We start from the raw sequence: 19,287 nt of genomic DNA on the forward strand, positions 1-19,287 counted from the left end.
TAAAAATAAATGACTTCACCAGAACTTATCAAAAAACTAGAAGAAACTATTGAAAATATCCCTGACTTTCCTATTCCGGGAATTCAGTTTAAGGATATCTCTCCTATTTTTTTAAATCCAAAACTTTACGAGGAAGTTATTGAAGACCTTGTAAAGTTCAGTAAAGGAAAAGTAGATGCCGTTTGCGGAATCGAGAGCAGAGGTTATCTTTTCGGGATTGCCATCGCTGTGGCTCTTGAAGTTCCTTTTATTTTAATCAGAAAAGCCGGAAAACTTCCTCCACCTGTTATTTCAGAAAAATATGATCTTGAATACGGAAGTGCTATCATTGAAACCCGTGAAGGGCAGATCAAACCAGGACAGAGAATTTTAATTCATGATGATCTTCTGGCAACCGGAGGAACGACAGAAGCCGCTGCAAAATTAGTTGAAAAACAAGGCGCAACAGTTTCACAGTTCAGTTTTCTTATTGGACTGAAAGGATTAAACGGAGAAGAAAAATTAAATAAATTCAATGCAGAAGTCTATCATATTCTAGAATATTAAACTTCTCAAAATAAAATTCAAAAATGCTTTGTGATTCATTTCATAAAGCATTTTTTATGTTCCATAATTAATAATTGTATTACTCTTTGTAAGAATTATTCCACTTTTATTAATAATACAAACAAAGTATTTTGTAAATCACTCAGAAACAATTAAATTTGCAATTCAATTTTTAAGAATTTATGGCAAAATTGGGAAAGAATGCTCAGAATGAGCAAGAAGGTAAAGAAACAGTGGAATTTTTTAAAGACCTTGACAGAGAGGCTTTAAACACAGAAAGATTCCTAGAAAAATATTCAAAACCGATAGGTATTGTTTTTGGAGTACTTATTTTAGGCGTACTAGGATTTTTTGCTTACAAGCAATTCGTTGTTGCTCCTCAAAATGCTGAGGCGGTAAAAAGCTTCCTTGCTGCTCAAAAAAACCTTACTGAAGGTAAAGATAAAGAAGCTTTAGGCGGAAAATCTGCTGCTAACCCAGGATTCCTGGGAACGGCAAATGAATATTCTTCTACTAATATTGGTAAACTTTCTGCTTACAATGCTGGTTTGCTAAAATTCAAAGAAGGAAAATTCCAGGAAGCTTATGATCTTTTAGATAAATTCTCATCAGATAATAAGACTATGGTTGCAATGAAATTCGGAGCAATGGCTGATGCTAAATCTGGTCTTAACAAAAATGATGAAGCTTTACAGTTATTAGACAAAGCAGCTTCTGCTTCCAGCGATCCTTATACAACCTACTACTTTACAAGAAAAGCAGGTATTTTAGCTTTAGGATTAAAGAAAAATGCGGATGCTAAAAAATATTTTGCTACAATTGACGAAAAATATCAGGACTACGACAACGGAATGTCTGATTCTTATATTGAAATGACTAAATATTACTAAAAAATGGCAACAGTTAATCTTTCCGATTACAAGCCACTTAATATAACCAATGCCGATGAGTTTTCTATCGGCATTGTTTTTTCTGAGTGGAATGACTTTGTAACCTACAATCTTCGTGATGCAGCTCTGGAAATCCTTCAAAAAGAAGGTGTAAAATCTGAAAATATAAAACTTTTTCCGGTTCCGGGAGCTTTTGAACTGAACTATGCAAGCATGCAGCTTTGTAAAGAACGTAAATATGATGCAGTAATTTCAATCGGATGTGTCATCCGTGGAGAAACGCCTCATTTTGATTATGTTTGTTCGGCAGTAGCACAAGGAATCAAAGATTGTAATATCTTAACGGATACTCCTACTATCTTCTGCGTTTTAACTGATGATACTAAAGAACAATCTATTGCAAGAAGTGGTGGTGATTTAGGAAATAAAGGAGTTGAGGCAGCAGTTACAGCATTAAGAATGATCGATTTCAAAAAGAATCTTTCTGATAAAAAAGGAAATATTGGTTTTGGACATTCATAATTTTAACAAATTTTATAAAATTCAAATAAAAAAAGAGCTATACACTAGCTCTTTTTTTATTTGTAAAATAGGCTAAGCAATAGGAATAAAGTTATTTATTGAGAATACAAATGTTTTAAGCATAAACTTAAAAATCATAAAATTTCCTATAAAAACTAAGTTTTGATTTTTTATATCAAAAAATTTAGCATAAAAACTATCTTTGCGGGAAATTTAATATACAGTTAAAACAAATGTTCCCAAAAAAAATAAAACCTTTTCTTTACTTAGGAGTTTTTTATCTTCTTATTTCGTTTATCCTAAGAATCATATTCCTTTTTCATCCTATTACAACGGCACACTTAGGATTTTTACATATTCTGAAGGTTTTATCCATTGGTATGGTAAATGATTCCTTTGTATTCGTTTTGACCTGTCCGTTTCTGGCATTTTATTTTTTATTTCTATCTAATTCAAAATATCAAAAACCTTACGGATATATAATTTTAGGGATATTATCATTACTATTTTTATACATTCTTTTAATTCCAAATAATATCTTCAAACAATATGGCGGCTCTATTGCTGAGATTGCATTAGCATTTATCGGGTTAAAAATTATTTTCTTCGGACTGATGCTATTTCTACCTGAAAAAAGGCTCAAAATCAGAAACATTCTTTATTTCATTACCCTATTTTTATATGTTTTATTGATCGTTTTCAATGCCGTTAGCGAATACTTCTTTTATAATGAATTTGGACTGCGATATAATTTCATTGCCGTAGATTATCTTATCTATACCAATGAAGTTATCGGCAATATTATGGAGAGCTACCCGGTCGTTCCTTTATTTTTGACCATCCTTGCTGTGACAAGCGCTATAACCCTTTATATTTATAGAAAAACAAGACAAGAACTTCTTGATCTACCTAATATAAAACAAAAGATTTTATTGCTTGGTTCATTCGTTATCTTAATGGCAATCAGTTTATTTGCTTTAAGTTTTACTACAAAAATCAAATCATGTAACGTTTTTGAAGAAGAAATTCAGGCCAACGGGCTGCCAAAATTTTACTGGGCCTTCACGCATAATGAACTTGACTATTTCCAATTTTACCCGGTATCAGATCAGAAAACTGCAGAAAAACAATTTTTACAACAGTATTCTCCTTCAGCTTTAAGCAGAGAAGTTACCGCTGATCAGCCTGAAATAAAGAAAAATGTAGTTCTTATTTCCGTGGAAAGTTTATCTGCCGATTATCTTGAACATTATGGCAATACAGAAAAGATCACTCCTTTTTTAGATAGCCTAGCAGATCGTTCATTGCTATTTACCAATCTGTATGCTACAGGGAACAGAACAGTTCGTGGTCTGGAAGCATTAACGCTTTGTATTCCTCCAACAGCAGGCGAAAGTATTATTAAAAGAGAAAATAATAAGAAGAAATTTACTACGGGCAGCGTATTCAAATCAAAAGGTTATGATGTAAAGTTCCTGTACGGCGGGTACAGTTATTTTGACAATATGCAGGATTTCTACGCCGGAAACGGATATGGAATTGTTGATCGTAATAATTTCAAACCGGAAGAAATTAGTTTTGCAAATGTTTGGGGCGTTGCCGATGAAGATATGGCAAAAAAAGCGATTCAAACCATGAATACCGAAGCTAAAAGCGGAAAACCGTTCTTCAATCATTGGATGACTGTTTCCAATCACCGCCCGTTCACATATCCGGAAGGCAGAATAGATATTCCCGGAAATGTAAAATCAAGAGAGGGAGGTGTAAAATACACCGATTATTCCCTGAGAAAGTTTTTTGAAATGGCAAAAAAGCAGGAATGGTACAAGAATACAGTCTTCATTATCATTGCAGACCATTGTGCTTCTAGTGCAGGAGATACAGAATTACCAATGGATAAATACAGAATTCCGGCTCTTATTTTTTCTGAAGGATTTATTAAACCTCAAAAATTCACAAAACTGATGTCACAGATAGATGTTATGCCTACTCTTTTTGGCTTGCTGAATTTTAATTATCAATCCAAATTTTTAGGACAGGATGTTTTCAGTAAAGAATTTCAGCCAAAAGCCTACGTGGCCACCTATGAGGATCTTGGGTTTATAAAAGACAATTATTTAACGGTCATTTCTCCTGTAAAAAAGGTGAAGCAGTATTCATTATCTCAACAGCCATCGAAATTGTCCCCGGATTTCAATATATATTATGATGAGAAATATCTGAAAAAACAAAACCAGAATCTGGTCAATGAAACAATATCTGCTTATCAGTCTACATCATATTGGGTGAAAACCAACCAGCTTAATCGCTAATTTCTTGTAAAAATTATTTTGTCCTTTCGAAAAAAGTAAGCATTAAATTTTTAAATTTACATACAAAAATTACAAACTATGAAATGGACAGACGACAGAAGCGGTAATGTAGAAGACAGGCGAGGCTTGGGCGGCGGTGCCGTTGTAGGTGGAGGTCTTGGAACTCTTATTATTGCTGCCATTATATTTTTTCTCGGAGGAGATCCATCTTCGATTCTTTCTTCGGGCAATGCAGGAAGTAATACTGCCAGTACTGAGCAAAGAGATTTAACGCCGGACGAGCTTAAAATCCGGGAATTTGTACAGATGATCACTGCCGAAAACGAAGAGACCTGGACAAAAATTTTTGCTGAAAACGGAATGAAATACAGTCCCGCAAAGGTGGTCTTATTCGAAAGTACGACACAGTCCGGTTGTGGAACCGCTCAGTCAGCAATGGGACCATTCTACTGTCCGGCAGATCATAAAGTGTATATGGATATGAGCTTCTTTAAAGAACTTCAGTCAAGATTCGGAGCTAAGGTTACGGAATTTACCATTGCCTATGTTATGGCTCATGAGATGGGACATCATGTTCAGAATCTTTTAGGCGTTTTAGAAGAAACCAATAAAGCTAGAACAAGCGGAAATTATTCTGAAGCACAGCTCAATAAAGTATCAGTAGCTACAGAATTACAGGCTGACTTCTACGCCGGAGTATGGGCAAAGCAAACAGACAGCAGAGAACATTTTCTGGAGCCCGGAGACATCGATGCAGCTATTAACGCTGCTGAAGCTGTGGGAGATGACAATATCCAGAAAAGATCCCAAGGATATGTAAATCAGGAAAGCTTTACACACGGTTCATCTGCTCAGCGTAAAGAATGGTTCATGAAAGGATATAACTCTGGAGACATCAGACAAGGTGATACTTTCAACCAGCTTTTGAAATAATAAGAAAATAATATATCACAAACCCCCGAAGAGATCTTCAGGGGTTTATTTTTTATTGCAATTCGATGGGGTTACTGTTTTTCTTTGCTTCATCTTTCACCCTCTCTTCCATTCTTTTTTTCATATCTGCCGGATTTTGATTTCCTCCGCGGCCTCCGCCTCCACGGTTTCCACCACTACCCATAACCCGGGTTTGAGAAAAACCTCCTCCGCCACCTTGGCTCATAAAAGACATTGGATCTTTTTTAAATTTTTCCTGTTGTTTTATAAAATCTGTTCTTTTTACTTTGATGGTATTTCCAAACTGATTCAAACCAGCTATTTCCGGAATTTTATAATTTTTCATTAAATCAAAAGAATAATCTCCCTGAGCATCCTCCACTTTTACAATTAATCCCGGAAGACCTCCAAACTTATACGGTCCATCCTGATAGGGCAGATCTGTTGTAAACCATGCGGTCCATTTTCTCCCTCCAAAGTCTGTTTCTGCTTTCTGAACTTTATATTCACCGATTTTTGTTGTTTCAGAAGAAATTTTCCAATTAAGAGGTCTGTCTTCTTCATAAGTATAAACGTCTCTGCCGATTCTGTCTTTAAAAAGAGTTTTTTGATTAGTTCTGTCTTTTTCAACAGAATAATTAATATTAGATCTTAACTCTTCCATTTGTTCCCTGTTGAAACCTCTTCCTCCTCCACTCTGAAAATTTTTCTGCATAATGGAATCTCTTTTAAATCTGTTTTCAGAATAAAAAAGAGATTTTTCCTGTGAAATATCTAAATAAGCATTTTCTGTTTTTATATCATTCTTATTTGCTGCATCCGATTTCATCGTAACCTGATACACAAACCTGTTTGTTTGTGCAAAAGCAGTCTGTATGAATAATGCTAGAGCAATGATTCCTATTTTTTTCATTATATATATTTTATTTTAATTCAATTGGATTTTCGCTCATACTAACTCTCATCGAAGTATTTTTCGAGCCCATATTTGGCATTGACATCATATCATTTCCGTCCGTTCCCATTCCTCTATCATTCATTCCTGCTCCGCCCCGATGACTATCGCCCTGCATACCTCCCATGCCACCAACATGTTTTCCCTGTCCACCTCTGAAACCGGACATCCCGTTTCCGGACATGCTTCTTGTATTTTTTGCAAATTCAAGTTCTAAAGCTGCTTTATCTCCGTTAAAACCAAGTCTTGTACTTTGCTTTGCATCAGGACTTATCGGTTCTTCAAAAGCATTCGGAATGATTATTTTTTTAATAAGATCGAATTTATAATCTCCTTTATCGTCTTCCAGTTTCACAATCAGTCCCGGTAATCCCGAGAATTTATAGGGTCCGTCGGAAATATTGATATCTTTTGTAAACCAGGCTGTCCAAAGTCTGCCTCCGAAATCAGCAACAGCTTTTTGGGCAGGATAACCATTTTGCTTTTCAACATCATTTGTTATTTTCCACGATATCGGACGGTCCTCCTGATAATAAATTTGCTTTCCTGCAACTCTGTCATAGTAATAAACCTTCTGCTCAGGAATATGTTTAGTGATAAAATATTCGAAAAAAGTAGGCTCAGTATATTTTTTTCTGCCTGGCCCTGAGAAATCCTTCTCTCTTTTTTTATTTTCTTTTTTTTCTTCAGGTTTAAAAGATGCAAACAAAGAATCTTTTATTAATTTATTTTCACTGATAAATAATGATCTGCTTCCTTTAATATCCAGAAATGTTTTTTCCGTTTTAAGACTCACCAGATTAATGGAATCCGGATTTACAGAAGTCTCATAAATATACCTTGTCGTCTGCCCGTAGGAGCTTGTTAATAAAAACAATACAAAAAAAATAATCAATTTCTGTTTCACAGTTAATTTTTTTAAATAGATAAAAAATACCCCTCAAAGTTAAATCAAAAACGGAGTTTGCAGATTTCAAGAGGAAAATTTATATAAAATTAACATTAACAATCATCTTTATGATAATCTTACTATGAACAGAATCATTAAAATAGATATCTTCAATTTGAGATTGCGGAAATTAGTTCGTATTTTTGCATAATTAAATCATTCTAAATAAATACAATGATAAAAGTATCTGATCAAGCAAAAGCAAAAGCCATCCAACTGATGACAGAAGATGGGTTTAAGCCTTTTGAAGACTATATAAGAGTTGGGGTAAAAAGTGGAGGATGCTCTGGATTAGAATATGTTTTGAAGTTTGACAACGAAAAAACAGACACTGATCAAATTTTTGAAGACAATGACATCAAAATTATTGTAGATAAAAAATCTATCCTCTATCTGGCAGGAACAGTTCTTGAATATTCAGGAGGTTTAAATGGGAAAGGATTTGTTTTTAACAATCCTAATGCATCCAGAACATGTGGATGTGGAGAAAGTTTTTCTTTGTAGAAAAGACATTAGATGCCGGATCTCAGAGGTCGGAACCAATCTGAAATCTGAGATCTATCATCTGAAATCTAAAAAAAAATAATGAGTAAATATACTGAAGACGATTTAAGAGTCGATCTAGAAAATAAAAAATACGAATTCGGCTGGGAAACCAAAATTGATTACGAAGATTTCCCGACGGGTTTAAATGAAGATATTGTCCGTGCGATTTCCGCTAAAAAAGAGGAGCCGGAATGGATGACAGAATGGCGTTTGGAATCTTTCAAGATCTGGAAAAAAATGGTGGAGCCGGAATGGGCAAATATCAAATATGAAAAACCGGATTTCCAGGCAATTAAATATTACGCTGCTCCAAAAGCAAAACCAGAGCTGGAAAGCTTAGATGAGGTGGATCCTGAATTATTGGCAACTTTTGCAAAATTAGGAATCAATATCGAGGAACAAAAAAGACTTTCAGGAGTTGCTGTGGATATCGTAATAGACTCAGTTTCTGTAAAGACAACTTTTCAGGACACATTAATGGAAAAAGGAATTATTTTCTGTTCCATTTCCGAGGCTATTAAAAACCACCCTGATTTAGTAAGAAAATATCTTGGAAAAGTAGTTCCTAGAGGAGATAATTTTTATTCAGCACTTAATTCCGCAGTATTTTCTGACGGAAGTTTCTGCTATATTCCAAAAGGCGTAAGATGTCCTATGGAACTTTCTACTTATTTCCGTATCAATCAAGCAGGTACAGGTCAGTTTGAGAGAACACTTGTGATTGCAGATGAAGGAAGTTATGTTTCTTATTTAGAAGGCTGTACAGCACCATCGAGAGACGAAAACCAGCTTCACGCTGCCGTTGTTGAGTTAATTGCGATGGATAATGCTGAAATTAAATATTCAACAGTACAAAACTGGTATCCGGGGAATGAAGAAGGAAAAGGTGGAGTTTTCAATTTTGTAACGAAAAGAGGACTTTGTGAAAGAAACGCCAAAATCTCCTGGACTCAGGTGGAAACAGGTTCTGCTGTAACCTGGAAATATCCGTCTTGTATTTTGAAAGGTGATAACTCAATCGGTGAGTTCTACTCTATCGCTGTGACGAACAATCACCAATATGCAGATACAGGAACAAAAATGATCCACATCGGAAAAAATACGAAATCAACAATTATTTCTAAAGGTATTTCTGCCGGAAAATCTCAGAATTCATACAGAGGTCTGGTAAAAGTGATGCCGACTGCAAAAGGAGCAAGAAACTTCTCCCAGTGTGATTCTTTGTTGATGGGTAATGAATGTGGAGCACATACTTTCCCTTATATCGAAATCAAAGACCCGACTGCTCAGCTGGAGCATGAAGCAACAACTTCAAAAATCGGAGAAGATCAGATTTTCTACTGTAACCAAAGAGGAATCGATACGGAAAGAGCAATTGCTTTGATCGTAAATGGTTTCAGTAAAGAAGTTTTAAATAAACTACCAATGGAATTTGCTATTGAAGCTCAGAAGTTATTGGAAATTTCATTAGAAGGCTCTGTAGGATAATTTAAATAAAAATGATGAAGACGGCGATGAAAAAATTTTTAGTAGTATTTTTTGGAGTTTTATTTTTGAGTCTTTCGGCTCAGGAAAAAGGGAGTTTTCAGGTTTCCAGCCATATTTTAGATATTTCTGAGGGGCATCCTGCAGGAAATGTAAATGTAGAATTGGAAAAATATAATGAAAGTACCAGACAATGGGTTTCTTTAAGTAAAAAACAAACCGACAGCAATGGCAGAATTGGGGATTTTTTACCTTATTCAAAAGGAACCGAAAACAACGGAAAATACAAACTGATTTTCTTCACAGGAGATTATTATAAAAGTAAAAAAATAGATAGCTTCTATCCGTATATTGAGATTATATTCCAGATCAAAGATAATCAGCATTATCATGTGCCCATTTCTTTATCACCTTTTGGATACTCTACATACAGAGGAAGTTAATAAAATTTAAAAAGAAAAAGTTTTAACGAATGTTAGAAATAAAAAACTTGCACGCCAAAATTGAAGATGGCGCAGAAATTTTAAAAGGTATCAATCTTGAAATAAAGCCAGGTGAAGTTCATGCCATTATGGGACCGAACGGAGCCGGAAAATCTACACTTTCTTCTGTTATTGCAGGAAAAGAAGATTATGAGGTTACAGACGGAGAAATCATTTTCGGAGGTGAAAATATCATCGAGGATGCTCCTGAAGACAGAGCTCACAAAGGAATTTTCCTTTCTTTTCAATATCCGGTAGAAATTCCGGGAGTTTCTGTGACGAATTTCATCAAAGCTGCGATGAACGAAAACAGAAAAGCAAAAGGATTATCCGAAATGCCTGCAAAAGAGATGCTGGCTTTAATTCGTGAGAAATCCGAGCAATTGGGGATCAAAAAAGACTTCCTTTCAAGATCATTAAACGAAGGTTTTTCGGGAGGTGAAAAGAAAAGAAACGAGATTTTCCAGATGATGATGCTAGATCCAAAACTGGCTATTCTTGATGAAACAGATTCAGGATTGGACATCGATGCATTGAGAATCGTTGCAGACGGCGTAAATGCTTTCAAAAATGAAGGAAATGCAGTTCTTTTGATTACGCACTATCAGAGATTGCTTAATTATATTCAACCTGACTTCGTTCACGTTTTAGCAAATGGAAAAATCATCAAGACCGGTGATAAATCTCTTGCCTTAGAGCTTGAAGAAAAAGGGTACGACTGGCTTCTTAACTAAGGAGAAATCCGATTATTTCAGAGATTAAAAATGTCTCGTTGTCATTCTGAATGAGACGAGATGAATGAAGAATCTCTAATAATAAAAATTAGATTCCTCGTTCATGGGAATGACAATATTTTAGCTCAAATAAAAAGAAAAAATGGTGCAAACCACAGATATACCAGTAATGGCATTAAAAGAACAAATTATAGAAAATCACAGTGAATTTTTGGAGAGTCTTCGTCACAGATTTCTGGATGATGATAGAACAGCCGCTCTTCAAAGGTTTGAAAAACTTGGTTTTCCGACAAAAAAAGACGAAGAATATAAATATACCAACCTAAAGGAGATTACTGAAAAAGGATATAACTTTTTTCCAAAAGAAAGTCATAATATCACCAAAGAACAATTGGAAGAACTACACCTTGGTGAAGAGAACTTTGACTGGATTACTTTTGTGAATGGTAAACTTCGTAAAGAGTTATCAAAAGTTTCGATTGAAAATGTTGAGTTTCTTTCATTTAATTATGCTTTGAATGACGAGAAACACAGAGATATTTTTGATCAGTATTTTAATACAATTGCTTCTGATAAATCTGCTTTTACAAACTTAAATCAGGCGTATTGCAAATATGGTTTCTTTTTGAAAGTTCCAAAAAACGTTGTGATTGAAAAACCAATCCATGTTTTCTATATTTCTCAGAATCAAGAAGAAAACACGTTCTATAATACAAGAAATTTATTAATTGTAGATGAAGGAGCAAAAGTGGAAATCATTGAAAGTCACCACAATTTTGACAGTACGTATGTGCTGACCAATTCCGTGACGGAAATTTTCACATACCCAAATGCAAAAGCAGACTGGCACAAAGTTCAGAACGATAACGATACTTCTTATTTAATTGACAATACTTTTGCAAAACAGGAAAAAGACAGTTTAACGACTGTTAATACATTCTCTTTCGGAGGTAAATTGGTAAGAAATAATCTGGATTTCATTCAAAATGGATCAAACATCAATTCATTCATGAACGGAATCACGATTATCGGAAAAGATCAGTTGGTAGACCACCACACGGCAGTACACCACAATCAGCCAAACTGTGAAAGCTATCAAAACTACAAAGGTATTTTCAGCGGAAATTCTCACGGAGTTTTCAACGGAAAGGTTTTTGTAGATAAAATTGCTCAGAAAACGAATGCTTATCAGCAAAATAACAACGTATTATTAAGCGAAGGTGCTACTATTGATACAAAACCTCAGTTGGAAATTTTTGCAGACGATGTGAAGTGTTCTCACGGTTGTACAGTAGGACAGCTAAACGAAGATGCATTGTTCTATTTGAGAGCAAGGGGTATTTCTAAAAAAGAAGCTCAGGCTTTATTATTATACGCTTTTGCAAACGATGCGATGCAGAATATCGATATTGAACCTTTAAAAGAAAAAATTTCAAAGCTTCTGGCTGAGAAATTAGAAGTTGATATAGAGTTTTAACAATATATATAATTGATAATAAAAAGCACTTCTCAAAATGAAGTGCTTTTATTTTTTCTTTAATTTGATAGACCTAAAGCCTATTCTCTGTATATTAAAAAGTGAGCTAAAGCTCACTCCTATTGATTTTGATAAAATTTTACATCTATTTCTGTGGCATTATTTTTTAATCCACCACTGGCTGTCTTTTCTTTCAGAGCGCTTCACACCATTATTCAAAGTATAAGCCACACCTATTCCCAAAGTCTGTTTAAGCTGTGTTTTTTGAATCTGATTATGGTCATACAACACATCAACTGTGATATTGGAAGAGATGAATTTATTAACCTTTAAATTTAAAACCATTCCATATGCTAAAACCAATCTTTCCGGATGATCCAAGTAGTTGGAAAAGACAGAAGCATTGTTGGTCATATGTACATTTTCCATGATTTTAAATTTATACGAAGCCGTTCCCAGAAAACCGAATTGCAGCAAAGAAGAATCTCCATCTGCCTTAAGACCATAATTTCCTGCCACCTGTAAATCTTTATCCAATACAAAAGCCCATCTCGCGTTACTTGGTCTTAATGTTACATTCAGATTATCATTCGGTCTGTAGGTAATACCAATACCTACATTCACATATCCCGGAGCCATAAAGTTGGATATTTTCTTCGCTTCAGGGTTATTTCCGTCTTCATACCCTGCTGAAAACTGTGAAAGAAGACCTGCTCCTACCGAAAGATACCAACTTTTTGAAACTTTTCTTCCATAATTGGTAGAAACATTAATCACGTCCTGTGTTTTTCTGACACCGATGCCCTGGGTATCATTTTGACCATAGTTTAAAAGGATAATGTTCTCCCAAAGGTCTTTGTCATTTTCATACGTAATATTATAATCCAACGCAGCCAGCCAACCCACATTGTTGGCTCCACCGCCAACCCAATTTGAGAAAGCAGCCTGATTGATCATTAATGATTGTTTTCCTAAAACTGACCAATGCTTAATGGTATCTACCACTTTTATCGGTTGTTTTACAGTCGGCGTATCCACAATTACGACCTGTGCATTACTAAAAATCCCGAAAGAAAGGGAAATAAACAATAGAAACTTCTTCATTATTCAAAAATTTTCATTTGCAAAAATATTAAATATAATTTTTTTGATTAAAAACAAGAAATAATCTCACTGAATATTTTCAACAATATGTTTTTTTTGCATTTGAATACTAAAACCAAGCCACTTTAATCAATTAAGTGACAAAATATTAAGTGTAAAAATTAAAACCTGATGAAAATCATAACCTTTTGTCTCAAAATAATAATGAACTATTAAAATCATCGACATTTTTTCCGAAATTTATCATTGGCGTTTCATTTGACGTACCACCATCATGTTTAAAAATGTAATTTCCAAAAAAGCCATTATCAACCCTTTGTTGATGCTTTCTGCAATGTGGCTGGGCTATTTCTTACAGTTACAGGGCTTTTTTGAAAGTTGCTTTGGTGCAATTATTCCTTTAATGCCTGAAGGTTTATTAGGAATTATCACCTCGCCTCTTTTACATGGAAACTTTGATCATATTGTGGGAAACTCAATTCCAATTGCTGTATTAATGTTTCTGCTTTACCAGTTTTATCCGTTAGTCGCCAATAAAGTTTTTGTACTCGGCTGGCTGGCCACAGGTTTATTGGTTTGGCTACTGCCTCCGGTTGACATCCTTACAGGTGAATATATGTACACCTGTACCATAGGCGCCAGTGGCGTTGTCTACGTTTTGGCTTTCTTTCTTTTTTTCAGTGGGGTCTTTAAATGGAATATGAAGCTTCTGACCATCTCTCTGTTGGTGGTTCTGTATTATGGAAGTTTAATTTGGGGGATGTTTCCTGAAGAGTTTTTTTATAATCTTAATGAGCCCAGCAAAATCTCCTGGCAAGCCCACCTTTCGGGCGCTGTGGTAGGAAGTATTATTGCATTTATGTTTAAAAAAGTTGGTGAGAGAAAGAAAAGATACATCTGGGAATTTCCAAATTATTACAATGAAAAGGATGACAAATTATGGCAGGAATACAAAGAAAACCATCCTGAAGACTTTTTGGAACTGCCTTACAAAAAAAAGGATGATATCTGGGATCATTTGGAAGAATTAAGAAAAAAGTAAAACTTAATTCTCTACATTTGTGAAAACAAAAAGACACAAATGTATTCTGAAGAACATCTATACGCAATCGCCCTGCGTGAATGTAAACTCATTGGCGATATCAATTTTTATAAACTGGTAAGAATTTTCGGCAGCGCAAAAAAAGCATGGGAAAATGCAAAAAAAGAATACCGTAAAGTTGACGGCATCGGTCGTAAAGCCGTTTCTGAAATTGGTCATCCTGAGTATCTGAAATTTGCAGAAAAAGAACTTCATTTTTGCGAAAAGAATAATATTCAGATAAAATTAAGACATCTGAATGAGCTTCCATTTCTTTTGAACGAATGTGATGATGCTCCCGCTATCCTTTATCAAAAGGGAACATTTGATGATTCAAAACAAAAAGTAAGTCTTGTAGGAACCCGAAATATGACCCTTTATGGGAAACAGTTTATCCACGATTTTTTTGAGGAAACCAAAAACTGTAATTTCATTTCCGTGAGCGGTCTGGCCTTAGGTGTAGATAAAGAGGTTCATGAGCAATCTATTCATAATAAAATATCTACAGTTGCTGTCCTCGCGCATGGCTTTCACCTTCTGTACCCTTCAAAAAACAAAACTCTTTCAGAGAAAATACTTCAGGAAGAAGGTGCCTTATTTACAGAATTTAATTCATCCCGAAAGCCCGACAGAGAAAATTTTATTCAGAGAAATAGAATTGTCGCAGGAATTTCACCTTCTACGATCGTAGTTGAAACAGGGTTTGGCGGAGGTTCCGTAAGTACCGCAACATTTGCCAACAATTACAATCGGGAAGTTTTTGCCCTACCCGGGAAAATCACAGATAAATACAGTCAGGGATGTAACCATCTGATTTTTCAGAACAAAGCGTCTGCTATTTCGACCCTGAAAGATCTTATTGATTCTTTAGATTTTAATAAACTTCAAAGTAAAATTCACGAGCTTTTTCCTGAAAGCAAATCAACAATACAATTATCTGAAAATCAAACATTAATATATACATCAATTACAAATCTACCATACATTTCTTTGGATGATTTATCCGAAAAAATTTCACTCCCCTCTTATAGAATTTTACCAATAATTTTGGAATTGGAACTTTTGGGGAAAATTAAATCGCTTTCTGGGAGACAATTTGTGGCAATCTAAGAATTAATGATTTCTTAATATTTCATTATTTCAGAGATAACATTTAATTTTTAATAATATTTAATCATAAATTATCAATTCAATAATATTTCGACACATTATTATTAAATTTTTAACAATCAACAAATAAGGTATTGTGAATCTTGAAAAAAAAATTAAATTTGTTGACAATAATATTCAACCTTAATATATGGAACAATATAATATTGACCAGAAAATCCAGGAGTTTATTGCAAAAATTGAGGCAAAAAACCCTAATGAGCCAGAATTTTTACAAGCCGTAAAAGAAGTTGCTGTAACTGTAATCCCTTTCATTATGACGAAAAAGGAGTATACAGGAATGAAGCTTCTTGAGAGAATGGCGGAAGCTGAAAGAATTATTATTTTCAGAGTTCCATGGGTTGATGACAAAGGAGAAATCCAGGTAAACAGAGGTTTCAGAATTCAGATGAACTCTGCGATCGGACCATACAAAGGAGGAATCCGTTTCCACCCTACTGTAAACCTTTCGGTTCTTAAATTCTTGGCATTCGAGCAGGTATTTAAAAACTCTTTAACGACTCTTCCAATGGGAGGTGGTAAAGGAGGTTCAGATTTTGATCCACAAGGTAAATCTGATATGGAAGTAATGCGTTTCTGCCAGGCTTTCATGACAGAGCTTTGCAAGCACGTAGGTCCTGAGACCGACGTTCCTGCCGGAGACATCGGTGTTGGAGCAAGAGAAATCGGATATCTATTCGGGCAATACAAGAAAATCAAAAATGAATTTACAGGTGTACTGACAGGTAAAGGTCTTGCATACGGAGGTTCATTAATCCGTCCTGAAGCGACAGGATATGGCGTTGTGTACTTTGCAGAACAGATGCTTAAAACAATCGGACAAACTTTTAAAGATAAAACAGTAACGGTTTCAGGTTTCGGAAACGTAGCATGGGGAGTTATAAAAAAAGTATCTGAACTAGGAGGAAAAGTAGTAACACTTTCCGGACCAGACGGATACGTTTATGACAAAGACGGAATTGATGGTGAAAAGATCGATTATTTATTAGAATTAAGATCTTCTGGAAACAACAGAGCTGAAGATTATGCTAAAAAATATCCTTCTGCAGAATTCCATGCCGGAAAACGTCCTTGGGAAGTGAAATGTGATGTTGCCATTCCATCTGCTACCCAAAACGAACTTGATCTTGAGGATGCTAAAGTTTTGGTTGAAAACGGATGTCTTTGTGTAACTGAAGCAGCAAATATGCCATCAACTCTAGATGCCATCAACTATTTCTTAGATAACAAAGTATTATTCTCACCTGGTAAAGCGTCAAACGCTGGTGGGGTAGCTACTTCAGGATTGGAGATGACCCAAAACTCTATTCGTCTTAACTGGACTTCTGAAGAAGTTGATGCAAGACTAAAAGAGATCATGATCGGAATCCACAAAGCGTGTAGAGACTACGGAAAAGAGGAAGACGGCTATGTAAACTATGTAAAGGGAGCGAATATCGCCGGCTTTGTAAAGGTTGCAGAAGCAATGTTGGCTCAAGGAGTCGTATAAAATATAAAGGTTGGGAAGTTTTCCCGACCTTTTTTGATATAACCTGTTCCCGGGATTATAAATGGGAAAAAAGTAAAAAGTGAAAGGAGAAAGCGTTGATATATTCAACGCTTTTTTTATTTTTAATCCATGAAAAACACCTTTAAAAATATTGATGAATACCTTCTTTTGTTTTCCGAAGATATCCGGAAAAAGCTTAAAGCATTAAGGCAGAATATACACAGACATGATTCTGAAATCGAAGAATATATAGGCTATCAGATGCCCGCTTTCAGATATAGAGGGAAACCGCTAATTTATTTTGCAGGATATAAAAAACATATTGGTTTTTACCCCGGAGCTGAGGGCATTAAAAATTTTGAAAAAGACTTTCTTGAGAAAAAATATAAGTTTTCAAAAGGAGCCGTACAATTTCCTGTTAACGGAGAGCTTCCTATTGATCTAATCGACAAAATAATAAAATTCAGGATGGCAGAAATTGATCAAAAGAAATCCTGAAACATTACATTTCAGGATTACCATTTCTACTTTGTTAAATATTTACTTTGACTTTTTCTTTTTAGTTTTTTTTGTTTCGGCTGTAGCATCTGCTGGCTTAGTGGTTTCTGTAGTTGCTGTAGCTTCAGTTACTGTCGATGCATCAGTTGCTGTAGTTGCAGCCGGATCTACAGTCGTGGTTGTAGAGCCTTGTGTTTGTCCGCTCGTTCCTGAAGCTGTTCCCCAGCCTGCAGTCCCCTGTGTAGTTTGCTGCTGCCCTTGTTGGGTTGCTGTCTGATTACCTGGAGTTTGCTGTTGGGTTGTCGTTTGATTTTGTGATTGAGCTGATACTGCACCTGCACCTGCTAATGAAAATACGGCAGTTAAAATTAACTTTTTCATAATATAATATTTTAGTTGTTTACTTCTTTCAGAACGAAGCTCCAATCACTAATATTATATGTAAAGTACTTATTTAACGTACTTTATAACACTTTAAGACGATTTGGGATTATCATCTACTTTCCTAAATTTTTCATAATTCTTTCAACGAATTCAAATGCTGCAGGGCAGATAAGTGTATTTTTTACCATCAAATTATTTATCTGATAGATTTTTTTCCGATCTGTGTGTGGATATTCTCGGCATGCCTTTGGACGCACTTCATAGATTGAACAGGTGTTGTCTTCATTCAGAAAAAAACATGGAAGATTTTGCAGAACTTTGTCATTATCTTCATCGACTCTCAGAAATTTTGCTTCAAAATCAGCAGATTTCATCCGTAAATGCTTTGAAATACGTTCTATATCTTTCTCCGTATACAATGGCCCGGTAGTTTTACAACAGTTGGCACATTGCAAACAATCTATCTTCTCAAAAACCTCCTCATGAGTTTCCTGAACGATATAATCGAGATTTTTGGGCGGTTTTTTCTTTAATCCGTCCAGAAATTTTTTATGTTCTTTCTGCTTTTGTAAAGCCTGTTTTTTGTAAAATTCTAAATTCATTTATTCTTCCTCCACTAAAATAGGCATCTCTACTGCCTTATATTCATTGATTTTATCTAAATCCAGTACGGTAAACGCATTATCTTTCGCCGGATAATACATCGGAATAAATTTTGCGCCGTATGTAATTTCTTTCGAAACATAGGACGAGCGCTGCACTACCGTATTTGAATACACTTCATCAAAAGCCCGTACATGAACAATAATTTCAATCGGTGTATTCTTAAAATCATCCTCTGTAAAGCCATAAAACGGTGAATCTTCATCTATTTTATGAACCACTGTCCAGTTCAGAGCCAATGTATTAATATGATTCAAATGTGTTTTTAAGGTATAAAAATTGGTTTTTGATTCCCCATTTTCACTGACTTCAATTGCTGTAGAAACCACAACTTCCGCACTCGTCAATGCATTATTTTTATAAGGAGCCAGCCTGAACATCAATCCTGTGACTTCCTGAAAAGGAGCAATGACCGCCACATCTGAAAATCTAAGATAAGCTCTCGGACGAGAAAACCGCCCATAAAACAATCCCGTTGCAATGGCAAAGGTAAGCAATCCCAGAAATGCTTCAAAAGTAGCTACAAGGCTTGCCATAAAACCAACAGGTGCTATCCTGCCATAACCTACCGTAGTAAAGGTTTGTGAACTGAAGAAAAAGACATCGATAAATTCATTTAACGGATCGCTTTTATCAATTCCGGTAAGATGCTCTACCCCAATTAAGTAATAAATAAAGGCAAAAATCAAATTTATCACAATGTAGGCCGTCACCAGGTAAGTAAGAAACTGAACAGTCGATAAATCGAGCATCGTATGATACCAACTGAACCGGTTAAGAATATTTACTCCTTTCCGTTCTACGTTCGGAAGACCATCTTTTTTGATAAATCTCCCTGAAGCACTGGCTCCGAAACCACTATTTTCAGTATTCTTCTGACGGATTCTTTTTCTAAAACCTCTTGCCATTTTTTATCTCATTTGTTTTTATCTGTCCATACGAAAGGCTAATCCTTTTCCCGGCTCATCATCTCTTTCGTATTTTCCGATATGTAAAGATAAAATATTGTTTTCATGAAATTTATCAAGCCTGCGATTGAATTTCTCATTTGATTTTAAATTAACTTT

20 protein-coding genes are annotated in these 19,287 nt (G+C 35.2%); 14 read left to right on the forward strand and 6 right to left on the reverse strand.

Going from position 1 to position 19,287, the window contains the following annotated elements:
- Positions 1-9: 9 nt before the first annotated feature.
- The 5 genes from M2373_RS07165 to M2373_RS07185 all read left to right on the forward strand — a co-directional run bounded on the left by M2373_RS07165 (position 10) and on the right by M2373_RS07185 (position 5,203).
- The gene (locus M2373_RS07165) at positions 10-546 is read left to right on the forward strand and encodes an adenine phosphoribosyltransferase (RefSeq protein ID WP_259109036.1); all 537 of its coding nucleotides are present in this window, start codon (positions 10-12) and stop codon (positions 544-546) included.
- Positions 547-728: 182 nt separating this feature from the next.
- A complete protein-coding gene (locus tag M2373_RS07170; protein WP_259109038.1) occupies positions 729-1,436 on the forward strand; it encodes a tetratricopeptide repeat protein in 708 nt (235 codons plus the stop codon).
- 3 nt (positions 1,437-1,439) lie between these two features.
- Positions 1,440-1,958, forward strand: coding sequence for a 6,7-dimethyl-8-ribityllumazine synthase (gene ribH, locus M2373_RS07175; RefSeq protein ID WP_259109039.1), 519 nt, complete (start codon positions 1,440-1,442; stop codon positions 1,956-1,958).
- A gap of 233 nt (positions 1,959-2,191) precedes the next feature.
- Entirely contained in the window at positions 2,192-4,270 is a 2,079-nt protein-coding gene (locus tag M2373_RS07180; RefSeq protein ID WP_259109041.1) for an LTA synthase family protein, read from the forward strand.
- 78 nt (positions 4,271-4,348) lie between these two features.
- Complete coding sequence (locus M2373_RS07185; RefSeq protein WP_259109043.1) at positions 4,349-5,203, forward strand: neutral zinc metallopeptidase; 855 nt, start codon at positions 4,349-4,351, stop codon at positions 5,201-5,203.
- A 52-nt stretch (positions 5,204-5,255) separates the two neighbouring features.
- On the opposite strand, the gene M2373_RS07190 is transcribed toward M2373_RS07185, so the two are convergent.
- The gene (locus M2373_RS07190) at positions 5,256-6,116 is read right to left on the reverse strand and encodes a GLPGLI family protein (protein ID WP_259109045.1); all 861 of its coding nucleotides are present in this window, start codon (positions 6,114-6,116) and stop codon (positions 5,256-5,258) included.
- A 10-nt stretch (positions 6,117-6,126) separates the two neighbouring features.
- Positions 6,127-7,065 carry a GLPGLI family protein gene (locus M2373_RS07195; protein WP_259109047.1) on the reverse strand — a complete coding sequence of 313 codons (939 nt, stop codon included), beginning with the start codon at positions 7,063-7,065 and terminating at the stop codon, positions 6,127-6,129.
- 216 nt (positions 7,066-7,281) lie between these two features.
- Here M2373_RS07195 and M2373_RS07200 point away from each other — a divergent pair, with 216 nt between their 5' ends.
- From M2373_RS07200 to sufD, 5 genes are all read left to right on the forward strand, one after another.
- Positions 7,282-7,611 (forward strand): iron-sulfur cluster assembly accessory protein, encoded by a 330-nt coding sequence (locus tag M2373_RS07200; RefSeq protein WP_259109048.1) that lies wholly within the window; start codon positions 7,282-7,284, stop codon positions 7,609-7,611.
- An 81-nt stretch (positions 7,612-7,692) separates the two neighbouring features.
- A complete protein-coding gene (sufB, locus tag M2373_RS07205) occupies positions 7,693-9,141 on the forward strand; it encodes a Fe-S cluster assembly protein SufB (protein WP_259109049.1) in 1,449 nt (482 codons plus the stop codon).
- A 26-nt stretch (positions 9,142-9,167) separates the two neighbouring features.
- Positions 9,168-9,581, forward strand: a complete 414-nt coding sequence (gene uraH, locus M2373_RS07210; RefSeq protein ID WP_259109050.1) for a hydroxyisourate hydrolase — start codon at positions 9,168-9,170, stop codon at positions 9,579-9,581.
- 29 nt (positions 9,582-9,610) lie between these two features.
- Positions 9,611-10,354: a Fe-S cluster assembly ATPase SufC gene (gene sufC, locus M2373_RS07215; protein WP_259109051.1), complete on the forward strand. Its 744-nt coding sequence runs from the start codon at positions 9,611-9,613 to the stop codon at positions 10,352-10,354.
- 169 nt (positions 10,355-10,523) lie between these two features.
- Entirely contained in the window at positions 10,524-11,831 is a 1,308-nt protein-coding gene (gene sufD, locus M2373_RS07220; RefSeq protein ID WP_259109770.1) for a Fe-S cluster assembly protein SufD, read from the forward strand.
- A 159-nt stretch (positions 11,832-11,990) separates the two neighbouring features.
- Here sufD and M2373_RS07225 read toward each other — a convergent pair whose 3' ends face one another.
- Positions 11,991-12,935 carry a DUF3078 domain-containing protein gene (locus M2373_RS07225; protein ID WP_259109052.1) on the reverse strand — a complete coding sequence of 315 codons (945 nt, stop codon included), beginning with the start codon at positions 12,933-12,935 and terminating at the stop codon, positions 11,991-11,993.
- A 274-nt stretch (positions 12,936-13,209) separates the two neighbouring features.
- On the opposite strand from M2373_RS07225, the gene M2373_RS07230 reads away from it, so the two are divergent.
- The 4 genes from M2373_RS07230 to M2373_RS07245 all read left to right on the forward strand — a co-directional run bounded on the left by M2373_RS07230 (position 13,210) and on the right by M2373_RS07245 (position 17,173).
- On the forward strand, positions 13,210-13,977 hold the full coding sequence (locus M2373_RS07230; RefSeq protein WP_259109053.1) for a rhomboid family intramembrane serine protease: 768 nt from the start codon (positions 13,210-13,212) through the stop codon (positions 13,975-13,977).
- A gap of 39 nt (positions 13,978-14,016) precedes the next feature.
- The gene (gene dprA / locus M2373_RS07235; RefSeq protein WP_259109054.1) at positions 14,017-15,126 is read left to right on the forward strand and encodes a DNA-processing protein DprA; all 1,110 of its coding nucleotides are present in this window, start codon (positions 14,017-14,019) and stop codon (positions 15,124-15,126) included.
- Between the two features lie 190 nt (positions 15,127-15,316).
- Complete coding sequence (gdhA, locus tag M2373_RS07240) at positions 15,317-16,675, forward strand: NADP-specific glutamate dehydrogenase (RefSeq protein WP_259109056.1); 1,359 nt, start codon at positions 15,317-15,319, stop codon at positions 16,673-16,675.
- A gap of 129 nt (positions 16,676-16,804) precedes the next feature.
- Positions 16,805-17,173, forward strand: coding sequence for an iron chaperone (locus tag M2373_RS07245; protein ID WP_259109058.1), 369 nt, complete (start codon positions 16,805-16,807; stop codon positions 17,171-17,173).
- A gap of 42 nt (positions 17,174-17,215) precedes the next feature.
- On the opposite strand, the gene M2373_RS07250 is transcribed toward M2373_RS07245, so the two are convergent.
- From M2373_RS07250 to M2373_RS07260, 3 genes are all read right to left on the reverse strand, one after another.
- Positions 17,216-17,554: a hypothetical protein gene (locus M2373_RS07250; protein ID WP_259109060.1), complete on the reverse strand. Its 339-nt coding sequence runs from the start codon at positions 17,552-17,554 to the stop codon at positions 17,216-17,218.
- A gap of 116 nt (positions 17,555-17,670) precedes the next feature.
- Positions 17,671-18,159, reverse strand: coding sequence for a YkgJ family cysteine cluster protein (locus M2373_RS07255; protein WP_259109062.1), 489 nt, complete (start codon positions 18,157-18,159; stop codon positions 17,671-17,673).
- Entirely contained in the window at positions 18,160-19,128 is a 969-nt protein-coding gene (locus M2373_RS07260; RefSeq protein ID WP_259109064.1) for an ion channel, read from the reverse strand.
- Between the last annotated feature and the right edge of the window lie 159 nt (positions 19,129-19,287).

The sequence above is a fragment of the Chryseobacterium sp. JUb7 genome (genome assembly GCF_024806495.1).
In the GTDB taxonomy this organism is placed as follows: domain Bacteria; phylum Bacteroidota; class Bacteroidia; order Flavobacteriales; family Weeksellaceae; genus Chryseobacterium.